The sequence below is a fragment of the Pseudomonas sp. Leaf129 genome (genome assembly GCF_001423465.1).
GTDB classification, from domain to species: domain Bacteria; phylum Pseudomonadota; class Gammaproteobacteria; order Pseudomonadales; family Pseudomonadaceae; genus Aquipseudomonas; species Aquipseudomonas coleopterorum.
Window position 1 is genome coordinate 87,003 of sequence record NZ_LMOC01000008.1, and the last position, 24,944, is coordinate 111,946.

A 24,944-nucleotide genomic window follows, 5' to 3' on the forward strand; every position below is an offset into this window, starting at 1 on the left:
CGAACGCATGCGCGGCCCCGGCTAAATTGCGTCATTTGTTTTCCAGCGTGGGCTGCCCGCGGACGGCCTGGCCAGCCAGTCGACGGGCGAAAAATTTCAGAACTATCGTCTCCTCACCATGCTCCAAACCAGCACGGGGCCACTCTCGGCCCATCGAAGGAGCGACTCCCCATGTACAAGCAATCCTTGGCTGCACTGTGTGTCATCGCCTCGCTGGCCGGCTGTTCGTCGAATACCACCGTGCAGAACCCGGTGGACTTCGTGACCTATCGCGACGCACCGCTGGTCAAGCAGGTCGAGAAAGGCATGACCATGCAGCAGGTTCTGGCCATCGGCGGCACACCGTCGACCGTCGTTGCAGGCACCGCCAACTCAGCCTATGGCACTTGCAACAACTACATCCTCAACCGTGAAGGCCATCAACAGCCTTACTACGTCAGCTTCGACAGCTCAGGCCGTGTCGCGACCAAAGGCTTCATGACCTGCGAGCAGCGCAAGCTGAACGAAACCGCGCCGTAAACCTGCTTCAGGCGGCTGACGAAAGGCCCTCCCCAGGCCATTTGTAATAAAACTTTTCGTCGCCGCCGCCACTCACATTCCTGTAGCGACATTCATGCAATGACGCATCTGCACCGATCCCGCCGGGTTCCGAGTTCGGAACAACAGAGCGCGACGGCTCAAACCGTATAGCTGGAGATAGACATGCTGAACCTCGAAACTTCCCAACTGACATCCGTACAAGACCTGCGTGCCCGCGCACGTCAGAACGTCGATCAAGGCGCCGTCACCGAAGGCTACAACGCCGACCGCGAAGAGATCATCAAACTGCTCAACGGCTCGCTGGCCACCGAACTGGTGTGCGTGCTGCGCTACAAGCGCCACTACTTCATGGCCAGTGGCCTGAAGGCCAGCATTGCGGCCGATGAATTCCTCGAGCACGCCGAGCAGGAAGCCGAACACGCCGACAAGTTGGCCGAGCGCATCGTGCAACTGGGCGGCGAGCCGGAATTCAACCCGGACCTGCTGAGCAAGAACTCCCACGCTCAATACGTGGCAGGCAACACGCTCAAGGAAATGGTCTACGAAGATCTGGTGGCCGAGCGGATCGCTATCGACAGCTACCGCGAAATCATCCAGTACATCGGTGACAAGGACCCTACCACTCGCCGCATCTTCGAAGACATCCTGGCCCAGGAAGAAGAACACGCCGACGACATGGCCGACATTTACAACGCGCTGTAATCGTAAGTCGCAGGTCCCAAGCCAGAACTCAGGTTCTGGCTTTTTTATGCCCGGTCATTTTGCCTGCACCCTGTAGGAGCGGTCCGTGGCCGCGAAACACGCGACGCAGTGCAACTGACACACCGCAGCGTCTGATTCGCGGCCGATGACCGCTCCTACGGGAATCGGCTCAGGATCCAGGTACCGTCTTCGGTGCCTTGCCCGCCTTCATCTGCTGCAGCAGCGGCGTGCACTGGTTCGGCTCACCACCGCTGGGTGCTACCAGCGCCAGCAGGCCTGCCGCAGGCCCGATGGTCGCGCCAAGGGCGACCATGCCAGCCCCGCGCAACAGCAACGGTACCGCCTGCACGCCGGCATTGGGCTTGGCGAACGGGCCGCGCACGTACAGCGGCGAGCGCAGCGACAGCAGGCGGAAACCCTTGGACTCCGGCGAGATCTTCAGGTCCAGTTGTTCCTGCCTGAAATTCACCGTGCCATCGATATAGATGATCGCGTTCTCGGTATCGAAGACGAACAGATCGGTGCTGGCCAGCCCGTTCTTGATGCCCAGGGACGCGGCCGCGCAGTTGATGTCGACTTCCTTGTCACCGAAGATCTTGCCGACCAGGTAGTTGCCGACGTTCAGCCCGGCAATCTCCATCAGGTCGCGGCTCACCGCGCCATCATTGACGAGCATTTTCAGATTGCCATTGGCCGTCCCCAGCAGCGCCGCCACCGAATTGCCGGTGCCGGCAATGTCGGCGTCGCCGTTGAGCTGACCGAAGCTGGTGCGCATGGGTTCGAACGAGGGGAACAGTTGCTTGAGCTGAAAGCCGCGCGCGGTCAATTTGGCCCGACCCTGCAACGGCGTGGTCCGGCCGTTCAGCGAGATCTGTGCGTCGAGCTTGCCGCCGGCCACGCCGAAGCGCAGCGGTTCCAGGCGCAGGTTGCCGTCGTCCAGCACGACATGGGTGTACAGGTCAGTGAACGGCAGGTCTTCGCTGTGGACGATCTTGCGCCCGGTGAATTCGACGTCGGCGTCCATGGCGCGCCAGCGGTCGGTCTTGAACTCTTCCACCGGCAGGACCTTGCCGGCCGGTTGCTTGCTCGCTCCGCCGCGGGCCTTCTGCTCGGCATTGGAGTCGGCACCGATCAACGGCTTGAGGTCGGCGAACAACAACTGGTTCGACACCAGCGCGCCGCTCAGCTTTGGCCGAGGCTGGCTGGCGACGAAGCCCAGGTTGCCATGGATGTCGCTGTTGCCGATCTTGCCGTTGAAATCCTCATAGCGAAACGACGCGCCGCCAGGCTCGTGCAGCTTGACCAACAAGTGCCCATCGGTTTCGTACGCGGGAGAATCCGGCAGGGTCACGCCGGTCAGTGGGTAGAGATTGCCCAGGCTGCTGCCACTCAGGCGCAGGCGCAAATCCAGCGCGCCCAGGTTGCGCGGATCGGTCAGAGTGCCGGCAACCGCAGCGCGGGTGTCGGCGATACGCACATCGACCTGCACGGGAAACGGCCGAGTAGCGTCCTGCAGCGCCAATAGCCCGCCGATCTTGCCCGAGCCCGAGAGCGGCAGGTCCTTGTAGCGACCATCGACCTTGAAGCCGAACGCGTAGTCCTGCGCACTGGCACCTTGGTCGGCGACTTTCTTGGCCGCACCGCTGCCGACGATGTCGCTGAACGGAATGGGTTTACCCAATGGGTCGATCAACACCTTGACCGAAGTCTTGAGCGTCTGGTCGTCGAACGCCACCACGCCCTTGTCGAAGCCGATGGAGCCAATGTCCATGACCCATTTGGACGGCTCGGCGTCGGGGTCCTTTTCATCGAACTGGAAGGTCCAGTTGGCGCGACCATCGGCCAGACGTTGCAGAGAGACATCGGGACCGGTCAGGTCGATACGCGGTATGACCACGCGCTGGGCTAGCAGCGGCAGCGGCGCAAGACGAAATTCGACCTTCTGCAGGCTGGCCATCTGAGGTTTCGACGACCAATCGGGGTTGCCCAGGGTGATGTCCTGGGCGACGAAACGCGGCCACGGCACCCAGGCACGCCAGCCACCTTCATCCTCTTCACGCTGCCAATGCACGGCGAGGTCACCATTGATGGCAAAAGGACGATGCAGGGCTTCGGAAACCTTTTCGTTGATTGTGGGTTTGATTCGATTCCAATCGAAGGTGGCGATCACCACTACCACTATCAGCAGCAGGACCAACAGGCTGCCCAGGGTCCAGGCGACGATTTTACGTGGGCGCGTCATTGCGGGCTCCTTGAGACTGCGTGCTCCCGCGAGCACAGGGGGTACTACCAACAAGGGTAGGACTGATAAACGCCTTGAGGGTTTAGTTTTTGGGTTTTTCGAGCCCGGACGCGGCTTGCGCCGCTGCTACGGGGATCGCGGTATGCCCCTGTAGCAGCGGCGCAAGCCGCGTCGGCGGTGCATGGGATCCGCCCGATAAAACGCGTCCAATCCGAAATACGCATGCGTCATTCACTATCAACGTTACCGATGGTGACGCCCGACAACGGTGCCCAAGCCCGCGAAAATCCCCGCGCTGGTGCACTGAAACCCTCGATCTAGAGCCCTCGCGGCAAAACATCATTTTCGTTGATTGTTACCATTGCCTTTATGAACTTTTCTATCGAATTTCAAAGAGTAGCATTGGCTCTGTACCCAATTTCTGCCCTCCCAAGGAGCGCCTACATCATGAAACGCCAATTGCTGCTTTCCCTGACCCTGTCCGTCCTCGCTGCCAACGCTTTCGCCATGCCAGCTGCGGATCAAAGTGTTTCCGCCGAGCTTCGCTCCAGCGCTGCCAGCTACAGCCAGCCCTACCTGGCCGAAGATGGCTCGGACCGTACCCCACAAGGCACTGTCGCTGAGAACGGTTCSGAYCGCACCCCTCAGGCCACCTTCGCTGAAGACGGTTCGGATCGCACCCCACAAGGCACCTTCGCCGAGAAYGGTTCCGATCGCACCCCTCAGGCCACCTTCGCTGAAGACGGYTCGGATCGCACCCCAMAAGGCACCTTCGCCGAGAATGGCTCGCAGCGCCTGCTCGATCGTCAAGACCAAGCCAACGCATGAGCCTGGTGTTCGAGGTCTCCGACAAAGCCCGGTTTCTCCAGACCGGGCTTTCCGATCCAGCCTGACCTGTCGTTGATGCAACCCCTCGCCCCGCCTTCCTGGTTCGACGCCCAGCCTGTCAATTTGCTAGAGTCCTTCGCTGCCCTTGCATAGAAGCACCGTCGATGTTGCCGCGCGCCGAACAGAAACAGCAGACCCGCCTTGCCCTCCTCGAAGCCACACGCCAATTGATGGCGGCCGGCCGAGGCTTCGGCAGTATCAGCCTGCGCGAAGTCGCCAAGGCTGCCGGTATCGTACCGACCGGCTTCTATCGCCATTTCGACGACATGGACCAGCTCGGTCTGGCCCTGGTCAACGACGTCGACGCCACGTTCCGCGCCACTCTGCGCCTGGTTCGTCACCATGAAATCGTGGTCGGCGGGCTCACCGCAGCCTCGGTGCGCATCTTTCTCGATGGCGTAGCCGCCAACCGCCCGCAGTTCCTGTTCCTCGCCCGCGAGCAATACGGCGGTTCCCTGCCCGTGCGCCAGGCCATCGCCACCCTGCGCGCAGGCATCAGCGCGGACCTGGCGACCGACTTGGGCTCCATGCCCAAATGGCAGCACCTGGACAGCGCCTCGCTGCAGGTCATGGCCGACCTGGTGGTCAAGGCCGTGTTCGCCACGTTGCCGGAACTGATCGATCCACCGGCACCCGACCTGCCGGCTCACCTGACGCCCGAAGCGAAGATCAGCCAGCAACTGCGCTTCATCTTCATCGGCGCCAAGTACTGGAAAGGGCTCACCCAGTAACCTTCGCGCCCTATACTGGTGCTGGCATATTTTCAAGGCACTGAAGTGGTGCGCGAAACCGCCCCTTTTTCTGGCAACAGCCAAGCGCTGGCGTTGATCCACGGGTTGGCAAGACACTTGCTCAGCATTGGCTACTGCCTTCAAAAGGACGCCACCAATGCTGGTTATTCACCGCCGAATCGCGCCTGCGGACCAATGGGCTGCCGAGCTGCACCTGAACTTCGAGGCCCGCAGCAAAAGTCGCCTGCGCTGTTTCAGTGCCGAGGGTGAAGATGTCGGGCTGTTTCTCGAACGCGGCCAGCCTCCCTTGCATGACGGCGAATGCCTGCAGGCCGAAGACGGTCGAGTGGTGCGGGTGTGCGCCCGTCCCGAGGAACTGCTGCACGTCACCTGCGCAAGCGCCTTCGAACTGACCCGCGCCGCCTACCACCTGGGCAATCGCCACGTCGCCCTGCAAGTCGGTGACGGCTGGCTGCGTCTGCTTGACGACTACGTGCTCAAGGCCATGCTTGAACAGCTCGGCGCACAGACCCAGACCCTGCTCGCCCCTTTTCAACCCGAGCACGGTGCCTACGGCGGTGGTCACCACCATTCGCGCCACGGCGAAGAAGGCTTCAACTACGCGCCCAAACTGCATCAGTTCGGCGTGCGCACGTGAACAACGCCTGGGCCCTGCTGCGCCTGGCCAGCCCACAGTTGCCGATCGGTGGCTACAGCTATTCGCAGGGCCTGGAAATGGCCGTGGAAAACGGCACGGTCAACGATGCACAGAGCGCCCACCACTGGATCGCCGACCAACTGCTGCTCAACCTGGCGCGCTTCGAAGCGCCCCTGCTGCTCGCTCATTGCATGGCCGCAGCGCAAGACGACTGGGGGCAGCTGCTGGAACTGAGCGCCGAACACCGCGCGAGCCGGGAGACCCGCGAGCTGCAACTGGAGAGTCGGCAGATGGGCTATTCGCTCAAGCAACTCCTGCTCGGGCTTGCCGAACTGGATATCCCAGCGCGCCGCTACCTGGCTCAGATCGAAGAACCTCACCTGGCCCTGGGCTGGGCGCTGGCCGCACGGGCCTGGAACATCCCGGCGCAAGACGCGCTGGCCGCCTGGCTGTGGAGCTGGCTGGAGAACCAGCTGGCGGTGCTCATGAAGACCTTGCCCCTGGGCCAGCAGGCCGCCCAGCGCCTCACCACTCAACTGCTACCGACCCTGCAGCTGGCCCAGCGCAATGCCACCGAACTGGATCCTCAACACTACGGCAGTGCCGCCTTCGGCCTGTCCCTGGCGAGCATGGCCCACGAACGCCAGTACAGCCGCCTGTTCCGTTCCTAGGAGAATAATCATGAATACCCAACCCCTGCGTGTCGGTATCGGAGGCCCGGTAGGCTCCGGCAAGACTGCGCTGACCCTGGCCCTGTGCCTGGCCCTGCGCGAGCGCTACAACCTGGCGGTGGTCACCAACGACATCTATACCCGTGAAGATGCCGATTTTCTGGTACGCAATCAGGCGCTCGCCCCCGAGCGCATCATCGGCGTGGAAACCGGTGGCTGCCCGCACACCGCCATTCGCGAAGACGCTTCCATCAACCTGGAAGCGGTGGATCAGCTCAATCGGCGTTTTCCGGGCCTGGACCTGATCCTCGTGGAATCGGGTGGCGACAACCTGTCCGCCACGTTCAGCCCGGAGCTTTCGGACCTGACGATCTACGTGATCGATGTGTCCGCCGGCGACAAGCTGCCGCGCAAGGGCGGCCCCGGCATCTGCAAGTCCGACCTGCTGGTGATCAACAAGATCGACCTGGCACCGCTGGTGGGCGCATCACTGGAGATGATGGACGGCGACACCCGGCGCATGCGCGGCGAAAAGCCGTTCGTCTTCAGCAATCAGAAGACCGGCCAGGGCCTGGAGCAGATCATTGCCTTCATTGAGCGCCAGGGCTTGCTCGACGCCGCCTGAGCCGTTGCCATCCTTGCTTTAATTGCAGTGAACACGACGATAAGGAAAACATCCACATGACATTCAAGACGCTCTTCACCTGTGCAGCCCTGCTGCTGACTCCAGCTGTCGCCTTCGCCCATCCGGGCCATGGCGACAACGGCCTGCTGGCCGGCATCGGCCACCCCCTGGGCGGCCTCGATCATTTGCTGGCCATGCTCGCCGTAGGCCTTTGGGCGGCGCAGCAACAAGGTGCAGCGCGCTGGGCGTTGCCGTGCACCTTCGTCAGCACCATGCTCATCGGTGGTCTGCTGGGCTTTGGGGGCCTGCAACTGCCCGCGCTGGAAAGCGGCATTGCCGCATCGGTGCTGGCGCTGGGTCTGGCCGTGGCGCTGGCGGTGCGGCCACCGCTGGTCCTGGCCGTGGTCGCCACGGCGCTGTTCGCCCTGTTTCACGGCGTGGCCCATGGCCTGGAGCTGCCGGACATGTCCAGTCCCGTCGCCTATGCGGCCGGCTTCGTCGCCGCCACCGCTGCACTGCATGCGGCCGGCTATGCCGTAGTGCGGTTCCTGCCCAAGGCCGCGGCGCCGCTGGTGCGCGTGGCCGGTGCGCTGTCGGCATTGACCGGCGCATGGTTGCTGGCCGGCTGATTGCGGCACGCCCCCCTGTCTGGGGGGCCTTGCTTTAGGAGCCGTGACCGACACCTGCTACCATGTCGCGCAAAACGCCTCCGATGATCCTGCCAATGCCTGACCCATCGCTGCACGCCGCCCTGGCGGCCACTCAAGCGCACTTTCGCGAAACCGTCCTGCCATTGTGGCAAGGCGCCGGCTTCAACACCCAACTGGGCCTGCCGTTCGAAGCGGTGAACGCCACTGGCCAGCCGTTGCCGGCGCAGCGCTATCGCGCCATGGCGTGCGCTCGTCAGCTGTATGTGTTTTCCAGTCTGATCGACCAGCCCGGTGCCCGCGAACACGCCGCCACCCTGTTCCGCTCACTGCAACGGCATTTCCACGATGCCGAGCACGGCGGCTGGTTCTACAGCATCGACGCGCAAGGTGCACCGCTGGATCGGCGCAAGGACCTGTACACCCACGCCTTCATCGTCTTCGCCTGTGCCCACTACTGGGAAAAGGTGCGCGAGCCGCTGGTGGAGTCGGTGCTCAACGCCGCCCTGGAAGTGATCGCCACCCGGTTTTCCACAGGTGACGGCCTCTATGAAGCCCTGCTCGGCGAAGACTGGAACGATCAGGGCGCAGGCCCTTTGCAGAACCCCTTGATGCACCTGGCAGAAGCCTTCCTGGCCACCCTGGCCGTGCGTGACGATAAGCCTACCCAGGCGGCGCTGCTGGCCCTGTGCGAAGCCATGCAGGCGCGTTTCGTGGAACCCGAACACGGCATCATGCTGGAGAAGCCGCGCGGTGCTGTGGATAACTGGTTCGAACCGGGCCACCAGTTCGAGTGGCTGTTTCTCGTGCAGACCTCACCGCTGCTGCGCGGCAGCGCCCTGCACCGCTCCCTGCAGCGCGCCTTCGCTTATGCACAACGCACCGGCGTGCAGGATGGGGTGGTGATGGCGATGCTCAAGCTCGACGGCGAGGTCCTCGACGCCACTCAACGCATCTGGGCGCAGGCCGAGTACCTGCGGGCCCTGACGCTGCAGCCCGATGCCGATGTCGGCGCGCAGTTGCAGGTCTTGCGCGAGCGCTTCCTGCACGGCGCCGGCTGGCACGAGTGCCGCGATGGCGAGGGGATGGTCAGCCGTACCGACATGCCATCGACCACCCCCTACCACCTGCTGACCTGCTACCAGGGGCTGCAGGCGTTCGTCTGATCCCCGGCCCGATCAGGCCTTGCCGGGACGCTCGACTGCAAAGCCGGCCCACGATTGCGTGACCGGCATGACTTCCAGGCTGTTGATGTTGATGTGGGGCGGCTGGGTCAGAATCCAGTAGATGGTTTCGGCGATGTCCTGCGGCTGGATCGGGTTGGCGCCTGCATAGGTGGCATCGTAGCGCGCCTGGTCACCGCCGAAGCGCACCAGCGAGAATTCGCTTTCGCACATGCCCGGTTCCAGGTTGGTAACACGCACGCCGGTACCTTGCAGGTCACAGCGCAGGTTCAACGAGAACTGCCCGACAAAAGCTTTGGTGCCCCCGTACACGTGGCTGCCGGGATAGGGGTAATTGCCGGCCACAGAGCCCAGGTTGACGATCGTTGCACCCTTGCCGTGGGCGATCAGGCGCGGCAGCAGCAGCCGCGTGGCGTAGATCAGGCCTTTGATGTTGGTATCGACCATGGTGTCCCAATCGTCTAGGTCGCACTTGGGCGCAGGGTCTGCGCCCAATGCCAGACCTGCGTTGTTGACCAGCCCACTGATGCTGGCGAACTCCTCGGGCAACCCGGCAATCGCCGCCTCCATGGCCTTGCGGTCACGGACGTCGAGCACCAGCGGGAGCACGCGCGTCTTCGCCGACAGCTCTTCGCTCAACGCGGTCAGACGCTCTTCGCGGCGGCCGGTCAGAATCAACGACCAGCCGGCCTCGGCGAAACGCCGCGCGCAGGCTTCGCCGAATCCGGACGTGGCGCCAGTGATGAATACCGTGGAAGTCATGCGGTTCTCCTGAGGGTGTGGCTGCGGCGCATGGGCGCGTCAGGCTCAAGCCGGGGCCACCGAGAATGGGGCTTTGCAGAATGCCCGGCCAACAGGCCGTATGCAACTGATCAATAATCGACCATCTGCGCCAAACCCGCAGGGTTAAAGGCTCGCGGACAGTTACCAGCATGTTATCCACAAGCGGTTCCACAGAGACTCGGGGCAATTATCGTTGTCGGGACTGCCTTACTCCGAAGGCCGAACAGGCGCCGTTAGAACTTTTTGGCTTGACCAGCAAGGGCTATTGCGCATGCCTGCTTCGCCCAAGGTAGGCAGGGGAAATACGACCGAAGGCGCAACGCCAGTGAATACGCCCCTTTTCGAGGTATTTCCAAGGCTTGTTCACAGAGTTATCCACAGGATGTTGTGCTGCTGTCACTCTGGTTGGCACGGTGGATACAACAGTTGACAAAGCCGCCTATCGATCCCTATGAAACCCCTGTGCGTTTTTTGATCAGAAGCCTGCAAGCCTCGATTTCCGTGGGCTGCAGCGTGATACCACCAAGTTGTCCACAACCGGTTCCACAGCAATTGGGGACAAGCGCGGATTGTGGCATTCTGATGACCAACAGTGGTTTTATGTCGCAGGCGCGCGCTGCGCCGGATTTGTTTTCCACAATTGCGCAAACTCACGAAAAACGCCCCGGACGGGGCGTTCTGCGGCGCTGGAGCTCGGTATCAGTGGCCGCCCAGGTAGGCGTTGCGCACCTCATCGTTGCTAAGCAGCTCACGGCCCGTTCCGGTCAGACGGATCTCGCCATTGACCATTACATAGGCACGGTCCGAAAGCCTGAGTGCGTGGTTGGCATTCTGCTCGACCAGGAAGATGGTCATCCCGCTCTGCGCCAGTTCGCGCAGGGTCGAGAAGATCTGCTTGACCACGATCGGGGCCAAACCCAACGACGGCTCGTCGAGCAACAACAGCTTGGGCCGACTCATCAATGCCCGGGCGATGGCAAGCATCTGCTGCTCACCACCGGACATGGTCATGGCGCGCTGGTTGCGCCGCTCCTTGAGCCTGGGAAACAGCTCGAACATGCGCTGCATGTCTTCGCTCGAGTGCTTGTCGCCGATGGGGATGGTACCCATCATCAGGTTCTCTTCCACCGACATGTCGGGAAAGACCCGGCGGCCTTCCGGCGACTGGGCGATGCCGTTGGAGGCAATGTAGTGGGACGACTTCTGGGTGATGTCGGTGCCACGGTAGATGATCTGCCCCGCACTGGCGCGCGGCTGACCGAAAATCGACATCAACAGCGTCGACTTGCCCGCACCGTTGGAACCGATCAGGCTCACCGTCTCGCCCTCGTCGATGTGCAGCGAGACCTTCTTCAGCGCCTGGATCGGACCGTAGTGAACGTCGATCTCCTTCAATTCGAGGATGGGCGTACTCATACCAGCTCCTCCTCTTCGGCGCCCAGATAGGCCGCGATGACCTTGGGGTCGCTGCGGATCTCTTCCGGTTTGCCCTTGGCGATCACGTTGCCGTGGTCCAGCACCACGATGTCGTCGGAAATGCTCATTACCATGCCCATGTCGTGCTCGATCAGCACCACCGTCATATCGTGTTCGTCACGCAGCAGGCGGATCATGCCGCTCAGTGCTTCGGTTTCCTGGGGGTTGAGGCCCGCCGCCGGTTCGTCCAGGCAGATCACCTGGGGCCGGGTGCACATCGCCCGGGCAATCTCCAGGCGTCGTTGCTGGCCATAGGAAAGCTCGCCGGCCAGGCGGTTGGCGCAGTTCACCAGGTCCACCACTTCCAGCCAGTAGAACGCGGTCTTGATGGCGTCCTCTTCGGCCTTGCGGTAGCCCTTGGTATTCAGGATGCCCGCCAGCATGTTGCGGTTGACCCACATGTGCTGGGCCACCAGCAGGTTTTCCATCACCGACATTTCCTTGAACAGGCGAATGTTCTGGAAGGTACGGGCCAGGCCTGCGCGGTTCACCAGGTGGGTACCGCCGAACATCTTGTACCAGACGCGGCTGGCGAAGCTGCGCGGCGAGACGAAGTCCGCGGCCTGGAACGGCTCGCCCAGCAGCTTGATGACGTTGGTCTTCTGGCCGCGGGCATTGAGTTCGATACGTCCGCCAGTGGCTTTGTAGAACCCGGTCAGGCAGTTGAACACCGTGGTCTTGCCGGCACCGTTGGGGCCGATCAGGGCGAAGATCGAATTGCGCCTGACCTGCAGGCTGACATCGCTCAAGGCCTTGATGCCGCCGAAATGCATCATCAGCTTCTCGACCGACAGAATGACTTCGTTACTCATGGCGTAGTCCCCTTGGCATCGATCAATGCACCTTTCACCGGCTTGATGCCGGTACGGCTGATACGGATCAAACCCCGTGGCCGCCAGATCATCATCAGCACCATCAATACGCCAAACAGCAATACCCGGTACTCGGAGAAACTGCGCAGCAGCTCCGGCGCCACGGTCAGCACGAAGGCGGCAATCACCACGCCAACGGTCGAGCCCATGCCACCGAGCACCACGATGGCCAGGATCAACGCCGACTCGAAGAAGGTGAACGAGGTGGGGTTGACGAAGCCCTGATAACTGGCGAAGAACACCCCGGCCAGACCTGCGGTGGAGGCACCGATGGTGAACGCCGAAAGCTTGACCAGCACGTGGTTCAGGCCCATCGAGCGGCAGGCGATCTCGTCTTCGCGCAGCGCTTCCCAGGCACGCCCTACCGGCATGCGCGTGAGTCGATGCTTGATGTACAGAACGGCCAGTACCACCAGGAACAGCACCGCATAGATGAACACGAATTTCAGGTCGGGGTTGTATTCGAAACCGAAGTACTCATGGATCGGCACCCCGCCGTCACGGGCGCGACGGCCGAACTCCAGACCGAAGAAGGTGGGCGACGGCACCGGAACGCCGTTCGGCCCGCCGGTGAACGACAACCAGTTGTTGAGCACCAGGCGAATGATCTCGCCGAAGCCCAGGGTCACGATGGCCAGGTAGTCCCCGTGCATGCGCAACACCGGGAAACCCAGGATGCACCCCGCCAGCGCCGCGGCGATTGCGGCCAGCGGCAGCGCCGACCAGAAGCCCAGCCCCAGGTACTGGTAGCCCAGCGCCAGGCCGTAGGCGCCAATGGCGTAGAACGCCACGTAGCCCAGGTCGAGCAGACCGGCCAGGCCGACCACGATGTTCAGGCCCAGGCCGAGCAGTACATAGATCAGCCCGAGAATGACCACGGTGAGGATGTACTTGTTGGCGAAGATCGGGAACACGATGGCAATCACGATCAGCGCCGGAATGATGAAGCGCAGCCGCGACTTGTAGTCCGGCGGCAGCACGTGCACACCGGAGCCCGAGCTCTCGAAGCTCTGGGAGATGGCCAGCCCGCGAGGCGTCTGCAGGAACAGACTGAGCAGGAAGCGCCCGGCCATCACCGCCGCCACCAGCCACGCCACGCGTGCCGGTTGCAGGTTGAAGCTGTAGCCGTCGAGCACGATGCCGACGATGGGGCCGAACACGATCAGCGCCAGCAAGCCGGCAATGACCATGTCGACCAGGCTTTTCTTGATATCGACAGGTTTGGCAGTAGGTGCGGACATACTTATACCTTCGCCACGAGTGGGCGACCCAGCAGGCCTTGGGGACGGAAGATCAGGATCAGCACCAGCAGGCCGAAACTGAACACATCCTTGTAGTCGGAGTTGATCAAACCGGAGAACTGCGATTCGGCAACCCCCAGGATCAGGCCACCGAGCATCGCACCGGGCAACGAACCGATACCGCCCAGTACCGCTGCGGTGAACGCCTTGATGCCGATGATGAAGCCGGCATAGAAGTCGAACGTGCCGTAGTTCATGGTGATCAACACACCGGCCAGGGCCGCCATGGCAGCGCCGATGATGAACACGTAGGAGATCACCCGGTCGGTGTTGATGCCCAGGATGGAGGCCATCTTGCGGTCCTGCTGGGTCGCGCGGCACATGCGCCCCAGCTTGGTGAACTTGATGATGTAGGTCAGCACGCCCATGCCCACGAAGGCGGCGATGAGGATGAAGATCTTGGTGTAGGTGATCTGTACGAAACCAGTACCCACTTCGAAGCGCCAGGCGCCTTCGAGCAGCGTCGGTACGCCTTGTTGACGAGCCCCCTGGCTGATCTGCGCGTAGTTCTGCAGGATCAGCGATATACCGATGGCGCTGATCAGCGGCGCCAGGCGGGTCGAGTTGCGCAGCGGCTTGTAGGCCACGCGCTCGATCACGAAACCGTACACACCGGTCACCACGATGGTGAACACCAGCGTACCGAGAATCAGGAACGGAAAGGATTCGAGGCCGAAGAACGACAGCACGGCCAGGCCGATGGCCGCCAGGTAGGCGCTGATCATGTACACGTCGCCATGGGCGAAGTTGATCATGCCGATGATGCCGTAGACCATGGTGTAGCCAATGGCGATCAAGCCGTACACCGACCCGAGGGTCAGTCCGTTGATCATTTGTTGCAGGAAGATACCGTCCATCATGCACTCTCACGAACGTCTGGAACCGCGCACCGCGCGGGGTGCGGGCAACCCTGAAGGCGCCCGCCACCCGTCAGGCGGTATGGAGGGAAACAGGGGCCACCGCAGGGGCGGCCCCGGCTGGCGTGCGCCAGCGCAAACGTCCTACTTCTGCTGCTCCAGCTGCTTGTACTTGCCTTCGGCGTTCCACTGGTAGACCACGTAGTCGGAGACTTTCAGGTCGCCCTTGGTGTCCCAGGCCTTCTCGCCCATGACGGTCTTGACCGGGTTGGCCTTGAGCCACTTGGCAGCGTCCTCGCCCTTGTTCGACTTGGCGCCGTTGAAGCCTGCGGCCAGCGTCTGCAGCGAGGCGTAGGCGTACAGGGTGTAGCCTTCAGGCTCGTAGCCGGACTTGCGGAACTCGTCGACTACGGCCTTGCTGTCGGGCAGCGCGCGCGGATCGGCGCCGAAGGTCATGTACACACCGTCGACGTATTGCGCGCCGCCGGCGGTGGTGACCAGTTCGTCGGTGACGATGCCGTCATCGGACATGAACCTGACGTCCTTGAGGCCTTGCTCGCGCATCTGCCGAACCAGAGGACCGGCTTCGGGATGCAGGCCGCCGAAATACACCACATCGGCGCCGGTGGAGCGGATCTTGGTGACCAGGGCGCTGAAATCCTTCTCGCCGCGGGTCAGGCCTTCTTCCAGCACCGGTTTGACACCCCGTGCGGTCAACTGCTTGGCAGTCGCGTCAGCCAGGCCTTTACCGTAGGTGTCCTTGTCGTTGATGACGGCGACTTTCTTGCCCTTGAGCACGTCGACGATGTAGTTGCCGGCGACGACGCCCTGCTGGTCGTCACGACCGCACATGCGCAGGATTGTGTCCAGGCCGCGCTCGGTCACCTGTGGGTTGGTCGAACCGGGCGTGATCATGACGATACCGCCATCGGCGTAGATTTCCGACGCCGGAATGGTGGAAGACGAGCAGAAGTGACCGACAACGCCGATCACACCATCCTGCTCCAGCTTGTTGGCCACCGCCACCGCCTGCTTGGGCTCGCAGGCATCATCGCCGGCCACCAGCACGATCTTCTCCCCATTCACGCCACCGGCCTTGTTGATGGCGTCCGCTGCCGCTTGTGCACCCTTCATGTACTGCTCGCCGAACGATGCGTTGGCACCGGTCATTGGCCCTGCTACACCGATCTTGACGTCGGCTTGAACAATCGACGAAGCGCCCAGCGCAGTTGCCACTGCGAGAGCCAGAAAACCTTTCCTGTAGAACGTCTGCGACATGAGTGGTGCTCCTGAATTTTTTTGGTTGGCACTACAACTTCAGCGCCAAGCTCCGAGCAAGCGCCGTGCCAGCGCATTTACCCGCACTGAACAGTTTTTGCTTTTCCAGGGATCGCGCAGCGCCGGGACCATTTTCTACAGGTCGTGCAACCCTCTGGCACGGGCTCGGTGATACCCATAAACAGCAGCGGTACAACCCGAGCGTGCCATCATTGCAACCAGCCGTTGTGCGCGTGGGCAACCATGCTGTAACAGCCGACGTAACCGAAGTGCACACTGTCGGTGCATTACTGCTACACCGCGCACCACAGGGTGCTCCTGCCATCTCCGGACCAGGCGACGTTGTACCTGCCCCAGGAGCCATTCGACAGGCACTGGCAGCAGGCCGCGCCGGACATCGCACGGTCGCATCCACCCCTGTCCCAAAAAGCTGGCAGAATGTGCTCTTACTGTGCGCCACCGCTGTTCCAAATGAGGCACGCGGTTCTGGAGACCCTGATGAGCGAGAGCGTATTCGCCGATCGCATCGTGCAAAACCTGCTCGACACCGATCTGTACAAGTTGAGCATGATGCAGGCTGTGCTCCACAACTATCCCAACGTCGATGTCGAGTGGGAGTTTCGTTGTCGCAACGGGGAAGACCTGCGGCCCTACCTGAATGACATTCGCGAACAGCTCGAACAGCTGTCCGAATTGAGCCTGGGCCCGGATCAGTTGAGCTTTCTGGAAGGCATCAATTTCATGAAGCCGGACTTTCTGCGCTTCCTGGGCCTGTTCCGCTTCAATCTGCGCTACCTGAGCATCGGCATCGAGAACGATCAGCTGTTCATCCGCCTGCGCGGGCCGTGGCTGCATGTGATCCTGTTCGAAGTGCCGTTGCTGGCGACGGTGAGCGAGGTGCGCAACCGCATTCGCTATCCCGATGTGCTGCTCAGCCAGCCGCGGGAAAAGCTCTACCGCAAGTTCGAATGGCTGCAGGCCAATGCCAGCAGCGAAGAATTGGCGGAGTTGCAGGTGGCCGACTTCGGCACCCGTCGGCGTTTCTCCTACAAGGTGCAGGAGGAAGTGGTCACGGTGCTCAAGCACGAGTTTCCGGGGCGTTTCGTCGGCACCAGCAACATGCACCTGGCCCGCCAGCTAGACCTCAAGCCGCTGGGGACCATGGCCCATGAGTGGATCATGGCCCATCAGCAGCTGGGGCCGCGGCTGATCGACAGTCAGATCGCCGCACTCGATTGCTGGGTCCGTGAATACCGCGGTCTGTTGGGCATCGCCCTCACCGACTGCATCACCATGGACGCGTTTCTCGGGGATTTCGACCTGTACTTCGCCAAGCTCTTCGATGGCCTGCGTCACGATTCGGGCGACCCGGTGGTGTGGGCGGAAAAAGCCATTGCCCACTACCGCAAGCTGGGCATCGACCCGATGACCAAGACCCTGGTGTTTTCCGATGGGCTGAACCTGCCCAAGTCGCTGGAGATATTTCGCGCCCTGCGCGGGCGCATCAATGTGAGCTTCGGCATTGGCACCAATCTGACCTGCGACATCCCGGGCGTGGAGCCGATGAACATCGTGCTGAAGATGACCGACTGCAACGGCCAGCCAGTGGCGAAGATTTCCGACGAAGCCGCCAAGACCCAATGCCGCGACCCCAATTTCGTCGCCTACCTGCGCCACGTGTTCAAGGTGCCCGACGCACCAGGAACCACCCCCCTGTAGCAGCGGCGCGAGCCGCGTCAAGGACGACGCGGTAGATCACGCTGATTCAGATGCCGTCGACGCGGCCCGCGCCGCTGCTACAGGGATTGCGCAGGCGTCAGGCATTGCCTCAATCGACCAGGGTCACCGCCCCTTTCATCATGGCCAAATGACCTGGGAACGAGCAGAAGAACAGGTACTTCTGTTCGGCCGACAGCTTCGATACATCGAACGACACCGAGTCCTTCTCCCCGGCACCAATGACCTTGGTGTACGCGATCACGCGCTCGTCGCCTTTCTTCAGGTAGCTGTTGTCAATACCGGCACTCATGCCGTCCATGGCGATGCCGCGTGCATCCTCTTCCTTGCTCAACACCCAGTTATGCCCCATGACTTCCTTGGGCAGGCTGCCGGAGTGGGTCAGGTTGACCGTGAAGGTCTTGCAGCTCTTGCTGATCTCGATGGCCTTGGTGCCGAAGGTCATCTGGTCGGTCGAATCGACGGTGGTCGAACACTCGGCCGCCAGCAACTGACCACTGGCCAACGCGAGCACCGATACCGCTACAGCTTTTGCGAACATGTGAGTCTCCAGGCAGGGGGAAAGGCTACGGCGGCCATCATTTCATGATTGACCGCGCACTGCAGCTATCTGCCAGCAGTCAGACATTCGCTGTAAACATTCGGCTCATGCCATCGGCAGGACGGTTACACGCACTTCGGGATCGTGCCCGCCGCCGCCCAGAATCACCCCGCGCAGCGGCGACACATCGCTGAAATCACGGCCCCAGGCCAGGGTGATGTGTTCCAGACCCGGCTGGACATTGTTGGTCGGGTCGAAGTCGACCCAACCCAACACCGGACAGAACACCGACACCCAGGCGTGCGAGGCATCTGCACCGATCATCCGCGGTTGCCCTGGCGGCGGCTGGGTCAGCAGGTAGCCGCTGACGTAACGCGCTGCCAGGCCGCGCGAGCGCAGGCAGGCCAGCATCAGGTGCGCGAAGTCCTGACACACGCCACGGCGGTTTTCCAGGACCTCGACCAGCGGGGTTGCCACCTGGGTGGCCGTGGCATCGAAGGTGAACTCGCCGAAGATCTTCTGCATCAACGCCTGCGCGCCCTCCAGCATCGGCCGGCCAGGCGGAAAGCAGCTCGCGGAGAAGGCCACGAAGCTCTTCTTCAGGCGCACGTAAGGGGATTCGAAGCGGTAGCGACAGGCTTGCAGTACATCCGCCCCCACGGCCCGGCCGCTGTAGCACAGGGCATCACGGGTGAGCTCCCAGCTCGGCGAGAGGGCAAACTCCAGCGGCGTGCGCGGCAGCACCTCGACATGCAGCCGGGCCCCAACCTTGAGCTCGTCATGGGGACGTTCGAAGGCCAACCGCGTCAGCGGGTTGCCGAACACGTCGAGTTCGTCGGTGCGCCGGGTCGGCTCGGGACTGATCGCCAGCGTCTGCTGGTGACAGCGCTGCCAGGCACAGGGCCTGGGCCACAGGTGCGCCAGCTGCTTGGCCAGCGAAACCGGACTGTCGTAGCAGTAACGGGTGTCGTGGACGATCTGGTAATGCGCGCTCATCACACCGACACCGTTTGCTGGCTGACATCATCGACATGGACGAAATGGCGCAACGCCAGACGGTCCGAGACCTGCACGCTGACGCTGGCGATGTCCTCCAGCAAACCGCGCAGGCCATCGAGCACGTCGCGCACGCTGGCCTCACCGAACAGTGCGTTTTCCAGAGTGCCCAGATCGAAGCGGGTCACGCGCTCGATGAGCGGCTCCAGGGCGCGATCCACCGGCATGTCGAATTCGACGCTCAGGCGGCGTACGGCACGCGCCACCAGCTTGAGCTGGAACAGCACGGCATGGGGGTTCTGTGCGTCGAGCAGGAGCAGATCGAGCACCGGGATCAACTGCGGCACGGCCAGGTAGCGCGAGCGATAGGTAATGCTGCTGTTGCCCAGTTCGAGCAGCCAGTCCAGGCCCGCCTGATCGTCCACCGCATCGCCGGCGATGAACGCCGACAGGCCGTTGCTGAGGAACTGCAGGCGTTCGATGCGCCGTCCGATCATCAGGAAACGCCAGCCTTCGTCACGGGTCATGTCATCCAGGGCGAAGCCGGACAACGCGGCCAGGTTCATCACCAGCCGGTTGAGAAAATCGAACAGTTCACCCAGGTCCGGCACTTCGGCGTCCAGGGCCAGAGACTCGCGCTGCAGCTCGCCCAGCGCCTGCCAGTTTTCTCGCGACAGCTTGCCGCGCACCTGAAACGCCGCCCACTGCAGACGCTGCAGGTTGGCGCGCAGGCTGAACGCCCAGTCTTCACCGCGCAGCGCCATCAACAGGCGCTCGCGCAGGTCGCCCTCTTCGGGCAGCAGGTTGAGCTTCTCGGCCAGGTCGACCGCAGCCTGCAACGCCTGGGGATCGTCGCCATCCAGGTAGCGGCCAAGAATGATCCGCAGCAGTCGCGCGTTACCGTCGCAACGCTCACAGTAACGACCGAACCAGAACAGGTTTTCCACCACCCGCGACGGCAGGTAGGGATCCATGCGCACCAGGTCGTGCGCACCGATGGTCCGCTGCGCGCGCCACTGCTCGCCGACCGGGGCGTGCTCGCCCAGCACCCAGGTGTCCTTGCTGGCACCGCCATGCTGCATCGACACCACGTCGGCATCGGCGTCCGTCGCCACGCGGGTCAGGCCGCCCGGCAAGACGCGGTAGCCGTCGTCGGCGGCGACAGCGAACACGCGCATGCCGATCGCCCGCGGTTGCAGGTCGTTGCCCTGGCAATGCCAGACCGGCGCCTGGGACAGCTGGGCCATTTCCTGAGCCACGTAGGCATAGGGCCGCGCCTGAATGCGCTCGGTCAACGCCTGGCGCTGCGCCTCGTTCAGATCCCGGCCGAACACCGGGCCAAAATTCTGCGAGGGAAACGCTGGCTTGATCACCAACTCGTCGAGTCGCTCGAGGGCCTGTGCCAGCACTGGTGGCTCGCCGCACCACCAGGTGGCGATCGAAGGCAGGATCAAGCGTTCACCGAACAGGCGCTCGCAGATCCTTGGCAGAAAGCCCAGCAATCCGGGCGATTCGAGCACACCGCTGCCCAAGGCATTGGCCACCATCACATTGCCCTGGCGCACCGCGTCCAGCAGACCGGGCACGCCCAGGGCCGAGTCGGTGCGCAATTCCAGTGGATCGCAGAAATCGTCGTCCAGCCGCCGCATGATCGCGTGCACCCGGCGCAGGCCGCTCAAGGTCTTCAGGTACACCGTGGCTTCGCGCACGGTCAGGTCACTGCCCTCGACCAGCGGATAGCCCAGCTGCCGCGCCAGGTACAGATGCTCGAAGTAGCTCTCGTTGAAACGCCCCGGTGTCAGCAGCACCACCAGGGGTGCTTCGTGGCCGCTGGGTGCCAGGCGGCTCATGGTGTCCTGCACGGTCCGGAAGAAACCGGCCATGTGCTCGACCTTGAGGTCGCGATACAGCTCGGGGAAGGTGCGCGACAGGCTCATGCGGTTTTCCAGCGCATAGCCGGCGCCGGAAGGCGCCTGGGTGCGGTCGGCGGTGACCCACCAGCGTCCATCGGGCGTGCGAGCCAGGTCCGCGGCATACAGGTGCAGGAACGTACCCAGCGGGGGCTGCACGCCTTGGCACGGCCACAGGTAGTTGTTGTGCCCGAAGATCAGCTCGGCGGGCAACAGGCCCTCGGCGATAAGCGTCTGCGGACCGTAGACGTCGGCCAGCACGGCATTGAGCAGGCGTGCCCGCTGGGCGATGCCGGCGGCCACCTGACGCCACTCGTGGGCAGGAATGATGTGCGGCAGCAGGTCCAGCTCCCACGGCCGATCAGCACCCTTGGGGTCGGCATAGACGTTGTAAGTGACGCCGTTTTCCTGAATCTGCCGCGTCAACGAGGCCTGGCGCTGCGACAACTGGCCCGGGGCGCTGCGTTGCAGCTGCTCGAACATGCGCCGCCAGTGCGGCCGCACGCCGCCATCGGCTTCGAGCATTTCATGATAGGACCCGCCGGACAGCGAGTATCGGTCAAGCAGGTCGGACATGGCGAAGCTCGGAAGCAGCGTTTAAAGGAACGATTATCGCAGCCTGAACGGTGCACGGATACCGCCCAGGGGTCGCACTTCACCTTATGGGCGGCGGCGCATGTCCAGGGTCATCGGCCAGTCATCGTCGACCTTGAGCGGTGGCGGCACCAGTGGGCCAGGGCTATGGCCAATACGGAAGAAACGCGCCAGGCGCCTGCTCTGCGCTTCGTTGGCATTCACCGGAAGGCTTTGGTAATTGCGGCCACCAGGATGAGCCGCGTGGTATTGGCACCCGCCCAGCGAGCGCTGCGTCCAGGTATCGACGATGTCGAAGGTCAGGGGCACATCGGGCTGGCCAGTGGCATGCTCGTCATGAACGGGCTGCCATGCGCGGTAGCGCACTCCGGCAACGAACTCGCCTGCACGCCCGGTCGCGGTCAGCGGCAAGGGACGACCATTGACGGCCAGTCGGTAACGATCCGACAGCCAGCCATTGACCCGCACCTGCAGACGTTCCAGCGCGCCACTGGCACTGCCGCGCGCAGGGCCGGACTCCAGCGCGTGGCGCAATTCCAGTTCGATGCCGGCCACCGCGTAGTCACCGATCGTGGGAAAGCGAAATGCCTGTTGCGCAGCGAACCACCCGCTGTCTATCCCGTAGTCTGCCGCGTTGAGATCGTCGATCACCTCGGCGAAATCGCGCTCGATGAAATACGGCAGCATGAAGCGGTCGTGCAGGTGCGTACCCCAGCGGGTCAACCGGACCGGTGCGTAGGGCGTGCGCCAGAAACGGGCCACCAGGCAGCGCAGCAGTAATTGCAAAGCCAGGTTCATGCGCGCATGGGGCGGCATTTCAAGCCCCTGCAGCCGCAGCAGTCCTTGGCGTTCGCTGGGGCCCTCACCCTCCAATCTGACGATGCAGAACTGTGCACGGCGGGGGTCGCCGGCGACATCTACCAGCAGAGGGCGCAAAAGGCGGTCGATCAACCCTGGCGGGCAGGGCGTACCGGGTTCGGGCAACTGCGCCAGGGCGATTTCCAGCTCGTACAGTGCATCGCCACGGGTCTCGTCCACTCGCGGGATTGGCCAATCCGAGCCGCTGAACAGATAGGTCAGCGCCGGGTGGTCATGCCAGTAGCCGATCAGGCTGCGCAGCAGGTCGGGCCGACGCAGGAACGGTGAATCCTCTGCAGTCTCGCCACCGAGCAGGAGCGCATTGTCCGCACCGGTCCCCACTTGCCGGCCGTCGACCCTGAACCGCTGGGTCTCCAGGCCGCTCTGCCGGGCCTGCTCATACAAGTGATCGATCTGCTCGACCGACTGCGCCCAACTCGTCGACGACGGCAGGTCGACCTTGAACACGCCTGGCGTCGAAGCGCTTTCGAACCGGCTTGGAGGCGGATCGTTTTTCGCGTCCAACTGCCCGTCACCCGCGCCCTGGATGGCCACGAAGGTCGGCTCGCTACCGATGCTCAGGCGCACATCCAGCGCTTGCAGATCGGCATCGAGCCGCTGCCCCAACGCCTGCATGTCCGCCCATTGCAGCTCGCTGACTGGCCAAGTGACACGCGGCGTCTGCCAGATGCGCTGCACCGACATCCGGTGCGAAAACGTCACCTCGCACGGCTCCACTCGCCCGCTGATGGGCGCCGCCGACGAGGGCTCGGGGCTGCACGCCAAAGGAATATGGCCCTCGCCTGCGAACAGGCCGGAGGTGGCGTCCAGACCAATCCAGCCAGCACCAGGCAGGTACACCTCGCACCAGGCATGCAGGTCGGTGAAGTCGACCTCGGTCCCGGAGGGGCCGTCCAGCGCCTGCTCGTCGGCCACCAACTGGATCAGGTAGCCGGACACGAAGCGCGCCGCAATCCCCAACCGGCGCATCAGCTGCACCAGCAGCCAAGCAGAGTCACGGCACGACCCCGCGCCGGTCATCAGGGTGTGCTCGGGCGTCTGCACGCCTGGCTCCATGCGCAGCAGGTAGCGAATGTCCTGACTGAGCTGCTGATTGAGCCTGACCAGGAAGTCGATACTGGGGATTGGCGTGCGGTCGATGCCGTTCAGGTACGCTTCGAACCGGGGCGTCAGGGCCAGGGTTTCCAGGTAGGGGGCCAGCTCGTGCTGCTCTTCATGGGTGTAGGCAAAGGGGATGCGCTGCGCGTGCGGTTCGAGAAAGAAATCGAAGGGATTGAACACCGCGATCTCGGCAACCAGATCCACCTCGATGCGCAACTGCGTAGCCTTTTCCGGAAACACCAGACGGGCCAGGTAGTTGCCCTGCGGGTCCTGTTGCCAATTGATGAAATGCTGCGCTGGCAAGACCTTCAGTGCATAGGAAAGCACGCGCGTACGGCTGTGCGGCGCCGGGCGCAGACGCACCACTTGAGGGCCGATCTCGATTTCACGGTCATAGCGGTAATGGGTGACGTGGTTCAGTGCGACATGAATCGACACGGCGTGCCTCCTGCGAGCCTGGAACGTGAGCAGCGCAAGACTCATGCCATACGGCCACAGCGGCCTTGGAGCGAGTCTGCGATGAAGGCTGGCTGCAAAAGAGTGCCGGGGCCTGGGCGCTGTATCAGCGTCGCATACATTGAGCGTGCCGTCTTGCGGTAAACATGTATCGCGGCGCTGCGCTCCAGCGCCATTACTTTGCGGGCCCACCTCTTCAGAGACACCCGTATGACAATCGACGAACGCACCACCGAACACGAACCACTGCCGACCCCTGAAGCTGCTCGGCAAGAACCGCAGTTCGATACCCGCGACACCTGGCAGGCCTACCAACGAGAACATTACAAATGGCGAACCGGGCTGAGCACCGTCAACGACGCCGATATCCCCGCCGACGAGGGCGAACCGCCTGCGCCAGGCTTTGCCGATATCGTTCTGGAAGTGGCGCTCGGCATCCTCGGCTCGGGGCCTGGCGGTCAAGTGGGGCGAGTAACGACGCGGCCTGCGGCATCTCGCCCGCCATTGAGGCCCACCTCCCTGCGACCGACCCTCACACCCAAACCACCGGCCACGGCGATCAAACCGTCAGCGACGAGCAGCGGATTCAAGACCAGCCAAAAACTGGCGAGTGCAATTGCCCGCCTGCGCAACGGCGCGCGCCTTCGGGCCAATGGCGACCTTGCCAATCAGGCCATCGCCAACCGTGCACCTCGCGAGCCTCATGCTGGAGCAACCGAGCTGTCGTTTCTCGAAGGCCTGTTGCAGCAGCGCGCCAACAGCAACGCCAGAGGTCCCGGCCAACTGCACTCAGTGGCTGAAATCCAGGCCCTGGACTTCGAAGTGCCGCAGCGGGTCTACCGTGGTCACATCGGCAACACCATTGAAAGCGCCGCAGTCAACGGGCTGGAGCGCGCGCCCGGCGGCAACCTGCAGGGCGATGACTATCTTGCGGCGATCATCATGCACACCGCTCGCCAGGGTGGGAGCAATGGAGAGGTGCTGTCGCTGAGCGCGCAGCGGGCCATCGCCAGTAAATTCGCCAAGGGCCGTGGTGCTCCTGTGTTCGAAATAGACACCACCCAGGACCCGACAGCCTTTCGCACCATCAACGATATTCTGCTGGCCGACTCGCAGCGGCTGATAGAAGCCAGAAAGGTGACACGCGCCACGGTGCTCAAGGCCATCGACAACATAGCCGTGCACCGCGAGTTCGAGGTTTTCTACGTACACGGGGACATTCCAGCCGGCTTCCTGGTGCCGTGAGAACGCCTTTCGGCGATCTCACCCGGCATC

General features: G+C 63.0%; 22 protein-coding genes. 11 read left to right on the forward strand and 11 right to left on the reverse strand.

The window, feature by feature from the left end; all coding sequences use genetic code 11:
- Positions 1 to 171 precede the first annotated feature (171 nt).
- Positions 172 to 519, forward strand: a complete 348-nt coding sequence (gene osmE, locus ASF66_RS14455; RefSeq protein WP_049862004.1) for an osmotically-inducible lipoprotein OsmE — start codon at positions 172 to 174, stop codon at positions 517 to 519.
- Between the two features lie 183 nt (positions 520 to 702).
- The gene (locus ASF66_RS14460) at positions 703 to 1,242 is read left to right on the forward strand and encodes a ferritin-like domain-containing protein (protein WP_043191077.1); all 540 of its coding nucleotides are present in this window, start codon (positions 703 to 705) and stop codon (positions 1,240 to 1,242) included.
- A gap of 169 nt (positions 1,243 to 1,411) precedes the next feature.
- Here the strand turns inward: ASF66_RS14460 and ASF66_RS14465 are convergent, their stop codons facing one another.
- Complete coding sequence (locus ASF66_RS14465; RefSeq protein WP_056844356.1) at positions 1,412 to 3,484, reverse strand: AsmA family protein; 2,073 nt, start codon at positions 3,482 to 3,484, stop codon at positions 1,412 to 1,414.
- Between the two features lie 447 nt (positions 3,485 to 3,931).
- On the opposite strand from ASF66_RS14465, the gene ASF66_RS14470 reads away from it, so the two are divergent.
- The 7 genes from ASF66_RS14470 (at position 3,932) to ASF66_RS14500 (ending at position 8,870) form a co-directional block, all read left to right on the forward strand.
- Positions 3,932 to 4,312 (forward strand): hypothetical protein, encoded by a 381-nt coding sequence (locus ASF66_RS14470; RefSeq protein WP_056844357.1) that lies wholly within the window; start codon positions 3,932 to 3,934, stop codon positions 4,310 to 4,312.
- 164 nt (positions 4,313 to 4,476) lie between these two features.
- The gene (locus ASF66_RS14475; protein WP_056844358.1) at positions 4,477 to 5,103 is read left to right on the forward strand and encodes a TetR family transcriptional regulator; all 627 of its coding nucleotides are present in this window, start codon (positions 4,477 to 4,479) and stop codon (positions 5,101 to 5,103) included.
- A 157-nt stretch (positions 5,104 to 5,260) separates the two neighbouring features.
- Complete coding sequence (gene ureE, locus ASF66_RS14480) at positions 5,261 to 5,761, forward strand: urease accessory protein UreE (protein ID WP_049862008.1); 501 nt, start codon at positions 5,261 to 5,263, stop codon at positions 5,759 to 5,761.
- A complete protein-coding gene (locus ASF66_RS14485; RefSeq protein ID WP_056844359.1) occupies positions 5,758 to 6,432 on the forward strand; it encodes an urease accessory protein UreF in 675 nt (224 codons plus the stop codon). Before ureE ends, ASF66_RS14485 begins: the two co-directional genes overlap by 4 nt.
- Positions 6,433 to 6,442: 10 nt before the next feature.
- Positions 6,443 to 7,057 carry an urease accessory protein UreG gene (gene ureG / locus ASF66_RS14490; protein WP_049862010.1) on the forward strand — a complete coding sequence of 205 codons (615 nt, stop codon included), beginning with the start codon at positions 6,443 to 6,445 and terminating at the stop codon, positions 7,055 to 7,057.
- Positions 7,058 to 7,113: 56 nt separating this feature from the next.
- Complete coding sequence (locus ASF66_RS14495) at positions 7,114 to 7,686, forward strand: HupE/UreJ family protein (RefSeq protein WP_056844360.1); 573 nt, start codon at positions 7,114 to 7,116, stop codon at positions 7,684 to 7,686.
- 95 nt (positions 7,687 to 7,781) lie between these two features.
- Positions 7,782 to 8,870, forward strand: coding sequence for an AGE family epimerase/isomerase (locus ASF66_RS14500; RefSeq protein WP_056844597.1), 1,089 nt, complete (start codon positions 7,782 to 7,784; stop codon positions 8,868 to 8,870).
- 12 nt (positions 8,871 to 8,882) lie between these two features.
- Here the strand turns inward: ASF66_RS14500 and ASF66_RS14505 are convergent, their stop codons facing one another.
- From ASF66_RS14505 to ASF66_RS14530, 6 genes are all read right to left on the reverse strand, one after another.
- Positions 8,883 to 9,650, reverse strand: a complete 768-nt coding sequence (locus ASF66_RS14505) for an SDR family oxidoreductase (RefSeq protein WP_049862013.1) — start codon at positions 9,648 to 9,650, stop codon at positions 8,883 to 8,885.
- Between the two features lie 720 nt (positions 9,651 to 10,370).
- On the reverse strand, positions 10,371 to 11,087 hold the full coding sequence (locus tag ASF66_RS14510; protein ID WP_049862014.1) for an ABC transporter ATP-binding protein: 717 nt from the start codon (positions 11,085 to 11,087) through the stop codon (positions 10,371 to 10,373).
- Positions 11,084 to 11,959 carry an ABC transporter ATP-binding protein gene (locus ASF66_RS14515; RefSeq protein ID WP_056844361.1) on the reverse strand — a complete coding sequence of 292 codons (876 nt, stop codon included), beginning with the start codon at positions 11,957 to 11,959 and terminating at the stop codon, positions 11,084 to 11,086. Before ASF66_RS14515 ends, ASF66_RS14510 begins: the two co-directional genes overlap by 4 nt.
- Entirely contained in the window at positions 11,956 to 13,260 is a 1,305-nt protein-coding gene (livM, locus tag ASF66_RS14520) for a high-affinity branched-chain amino acid ABC transporter permease LivM (protein ID WP_049862016.1), read from the reverse strand. Before livM ends, ASF66_RS14515 begins: the two co-directional genes overlap by 4 nt.
- Positions 13,261 to 13,262: 2 nt before the next feature.
- Positions 13,263 to 14,177: an ABC transporter permease subunit gene (locus ASF66_RS14525; RefSeq protein WP_049862098.1), complete on the reverse strand. Its 915-nt coding sequence runs from the start codon at positions 14,175 to 14,177 to the stop codon at positions 13,263 to 13,265.
- A gap of 144 nt (positions 14,178 to 14,321) precedes the next feature.
- Positions 14,322 to 15,455 carry a branched-chain amino acid ABC transporter substrate-binding protein gene (locus ASF66_RS14530; protein WP_049862017.1) on the reverse strand — a complete coding sequence of 378 codons (1,134 nt, stop codon included), beginning with the start codon at positions 15,453 to 15,455 and terminating at the stop codon, positions 14,322 to 14,324.
- 498 nt (positions 15,456 to 15,953) lie between these two features.
- On the opposite strand from ASF66_RS14530, the gene pncB reads away from it, so the two are divergent.
- Positions 15,954 to 17,174, forward strand: a complete 1,221-nt coding sequence (pncB, locus tag ASF66_RS14535; protein WP_056844362.1) for a nicotinate phosphoribosyltransferase — start codon at positions 15,954 to 15,956, stop codon at positions 17,172 to 17,174.
- A gap of 109 nt (positions 17,175 to 17,283) precedes the next feature.
- Here pncB and azu read toward each other — a convergent pair whose 3' ends face one another.
- The 4 genes from azu to ASF66_RS14555 form a co-directional block, all read right to left on the reverse strand.
- Positions 17,284 to 17,733, reverse strand: a complete 450-nt coding sequence (gene azu / locus ASF66_RS14540; protein WP_049862019.1) for an azurin — start codon at positions 17,731 to 17,733, stop codon at positions 17,284 to 17,286.
- 105 nt (positions 17,734 to 17,838) lie between these two features.
- Complete coding sequence (locus ASF66_RS14545; RefSeq protein WP_056844363.1) at positions 17,839 to 18,729, reverse strand: transglutaminase family protein; 891 nt, start codon at positions 18,727 to 18,729, stop codon at positions 17,839 to 17,841.
- Positions 18,729 to 21,215 carry a circularly permuted type 2 ATP-grasp protein gene (locus ASF66_RS14550; RefSeq protein WP_056844364.1) on the reverse strand — a complete coding sequence of 829 codons (2,487 nt, stop codon included), beginning with the start codon at positions 21,213 to 21,215 and terminating at the stop codon, positions 18,729 to 18,731. The genes ASF66_RS14545 and ASF66_RS14550 overlap by 1 nt, the downstream gene beginning before the upstream one ends.
- An 84-nt stretch (positions 21,216 to 21,299) precedes the next feature.
- Complete coding sequence (locus tag ASF66_RS14555; protein ID WP_442962776.1) at positions 21,300 to 23,993, reverse strand: transglutaminase family protein; 2,694 nt, start codon at positions 23,991 to 23,993, stop codon at positions 21,300 to 21,302.
- On the opposite strand from ASF66_RS14555, the gene ASF66_RS14560 reads away from it, so the two are divergent.
- Complete coding sequence (locus tag ASF66_RS14560) at positions 23,880 to 24,914, forward strand: hypothetical protein (protein WP_056844366.1); 1,035 nt, start codon at positions 23,880 to 23,882, stop codon at positions 24,912 to 24,914. The genes ASF66_RS14555 and ASF66_RS14560 overlap by 114 nt on opposite strands.
- Positions 24,915 to 24,944: the final 30 nt, after the last annotated feature.

Coding starts and splice junctions, on each gene's coding strand:
- ASF66_RS14550 (WP_056844364.1), bottom strand. CDS start 21,215: ATGTCCGACCTGCTTGACCGATACTCGCTGTCCGGCGGGTCCTATCAT.
- ASF66_RS14505 (WP_049862013.1), bottom strand. CDS start 9,650: ATGACTTCCACGGTATTCATCACTGGCGCCACGTCCGGATTCGGCGAA.
- pncB (WP_056844362.1), top strand. CDS start 15,954: ATGAGCGAGAGCGTATTCGCCGATCGCATCGTGCAAAACCTGCTCGAC.
- ureG (WP_049862010.1), top strand. CDS start 6,443: ATGAATACCCAACCCCTGCGTGTCGGTATCGGAGGCCCGGTAGGCTCC.
- ASF66_RS14495 (WP_056844360.1), top strand. CDS start 7,114: ATGACATTCAAGACGCTCTTCACCTGTGCAGCCCTGCTGCTGACTCCA.
- ASF66_RS14500 (WP_056844597.1), top strand. CDS start 7,782: ATGCCTGACCCATCGCTGCACGCCGCCCTGGCGGCCACTCAAGCGCAC.
- ASF66_RS14555 (WP_442962776.1), bottom strand. CDS start 23,993: ATGTTCTCGTTGGTAGGCCTGCCAGGTGTCGCGGGTATCGAACTGCGG.
- ASF66_RS14465 (WP_056844356.1), bottom strand. CDS start 3,484: ATGACGCGCCCACGTAAAATCGTCGCCTGGACCCTGGGCAGCCTGTTG.
- osmE (WP_049862004.1), top strand. CDS start 172: ATGTACAAGCAATCCTTGGCTGCACTGTGTGTCATCGCCTCGCTGGCC.
- ASF66_RS14545 (WP_056844363.1), bottom strand. CDS start 18,729: ATGAGCGCGCATTACCAGATCGTCCACGACACCCGTTACTGCTACGAC.
- ASF66_RS14515 (WP_056844361.1), bottom strand. CDS start 11,959: ATGAGTAACGAAGTCATTCTGTCGGTCGAGAAGCTGATGATGCATTTC.
- ASF66_RS14475 (WP_056844358.1), top strand. CDS start 4,477: ATGTTGCCGCGCGCCGAACAGAAACAGCAGACCCGCCTTGCCCTCCTC.
- livM (WP_049862016.1), bottom strand. CDS start 13,260: ATGTCCGCACCTACTGCCAAACCTGTCGATATCAAGAAAAGCCTGGTC.
- ASF66_RS14530 (WP_049862017.1), bottom strand. CDS start 15,455: ATGTCGCAGACGTTCTACAGGAAAGGTTTTCTGGCTCTCGCAGTGGCA.
- ureE (WP_049862008.1), top strand. CDS start 5,261: ATGCTGGTTATTCACCGCCGAATCGCGCCTGCGGACCAATGGGCTGCC.
- ASF66_RS14525 (WP_049862098.1), bottom strand. CDS start 14,177: ATGGACGGTATCTTCCTGCAACAAATGATCAACGGACTGACCCTCGGG.
- ASF66_RS14460 (WP_043191077.1), top strand. CDS start 703: ATGCTGAACCTCGAAACTTCCCAACTGACATCCGTACAAGACCTGCGT.
- ASF66_RS14510 (WP_049862014.1), bottom strand. CDS start 11,087: ATGAGTACGCCCATCCTCGAATTGAAGGAGATCGACGTTCACTACGGT.
- ASF66_RS14560 (WP_056844366.1), top strand. CDS start 23,880: ATGACAATCGACGAACGCACCACCGAACACGAACCACTGCCGACCCCT.
- azu (WP_049862019.1), bottom strand. CDS start 17,733: ATGTTCGCAAAAGCTGTAGCGGTATCGGTGCTCGCGTTGGCCAGTGGT.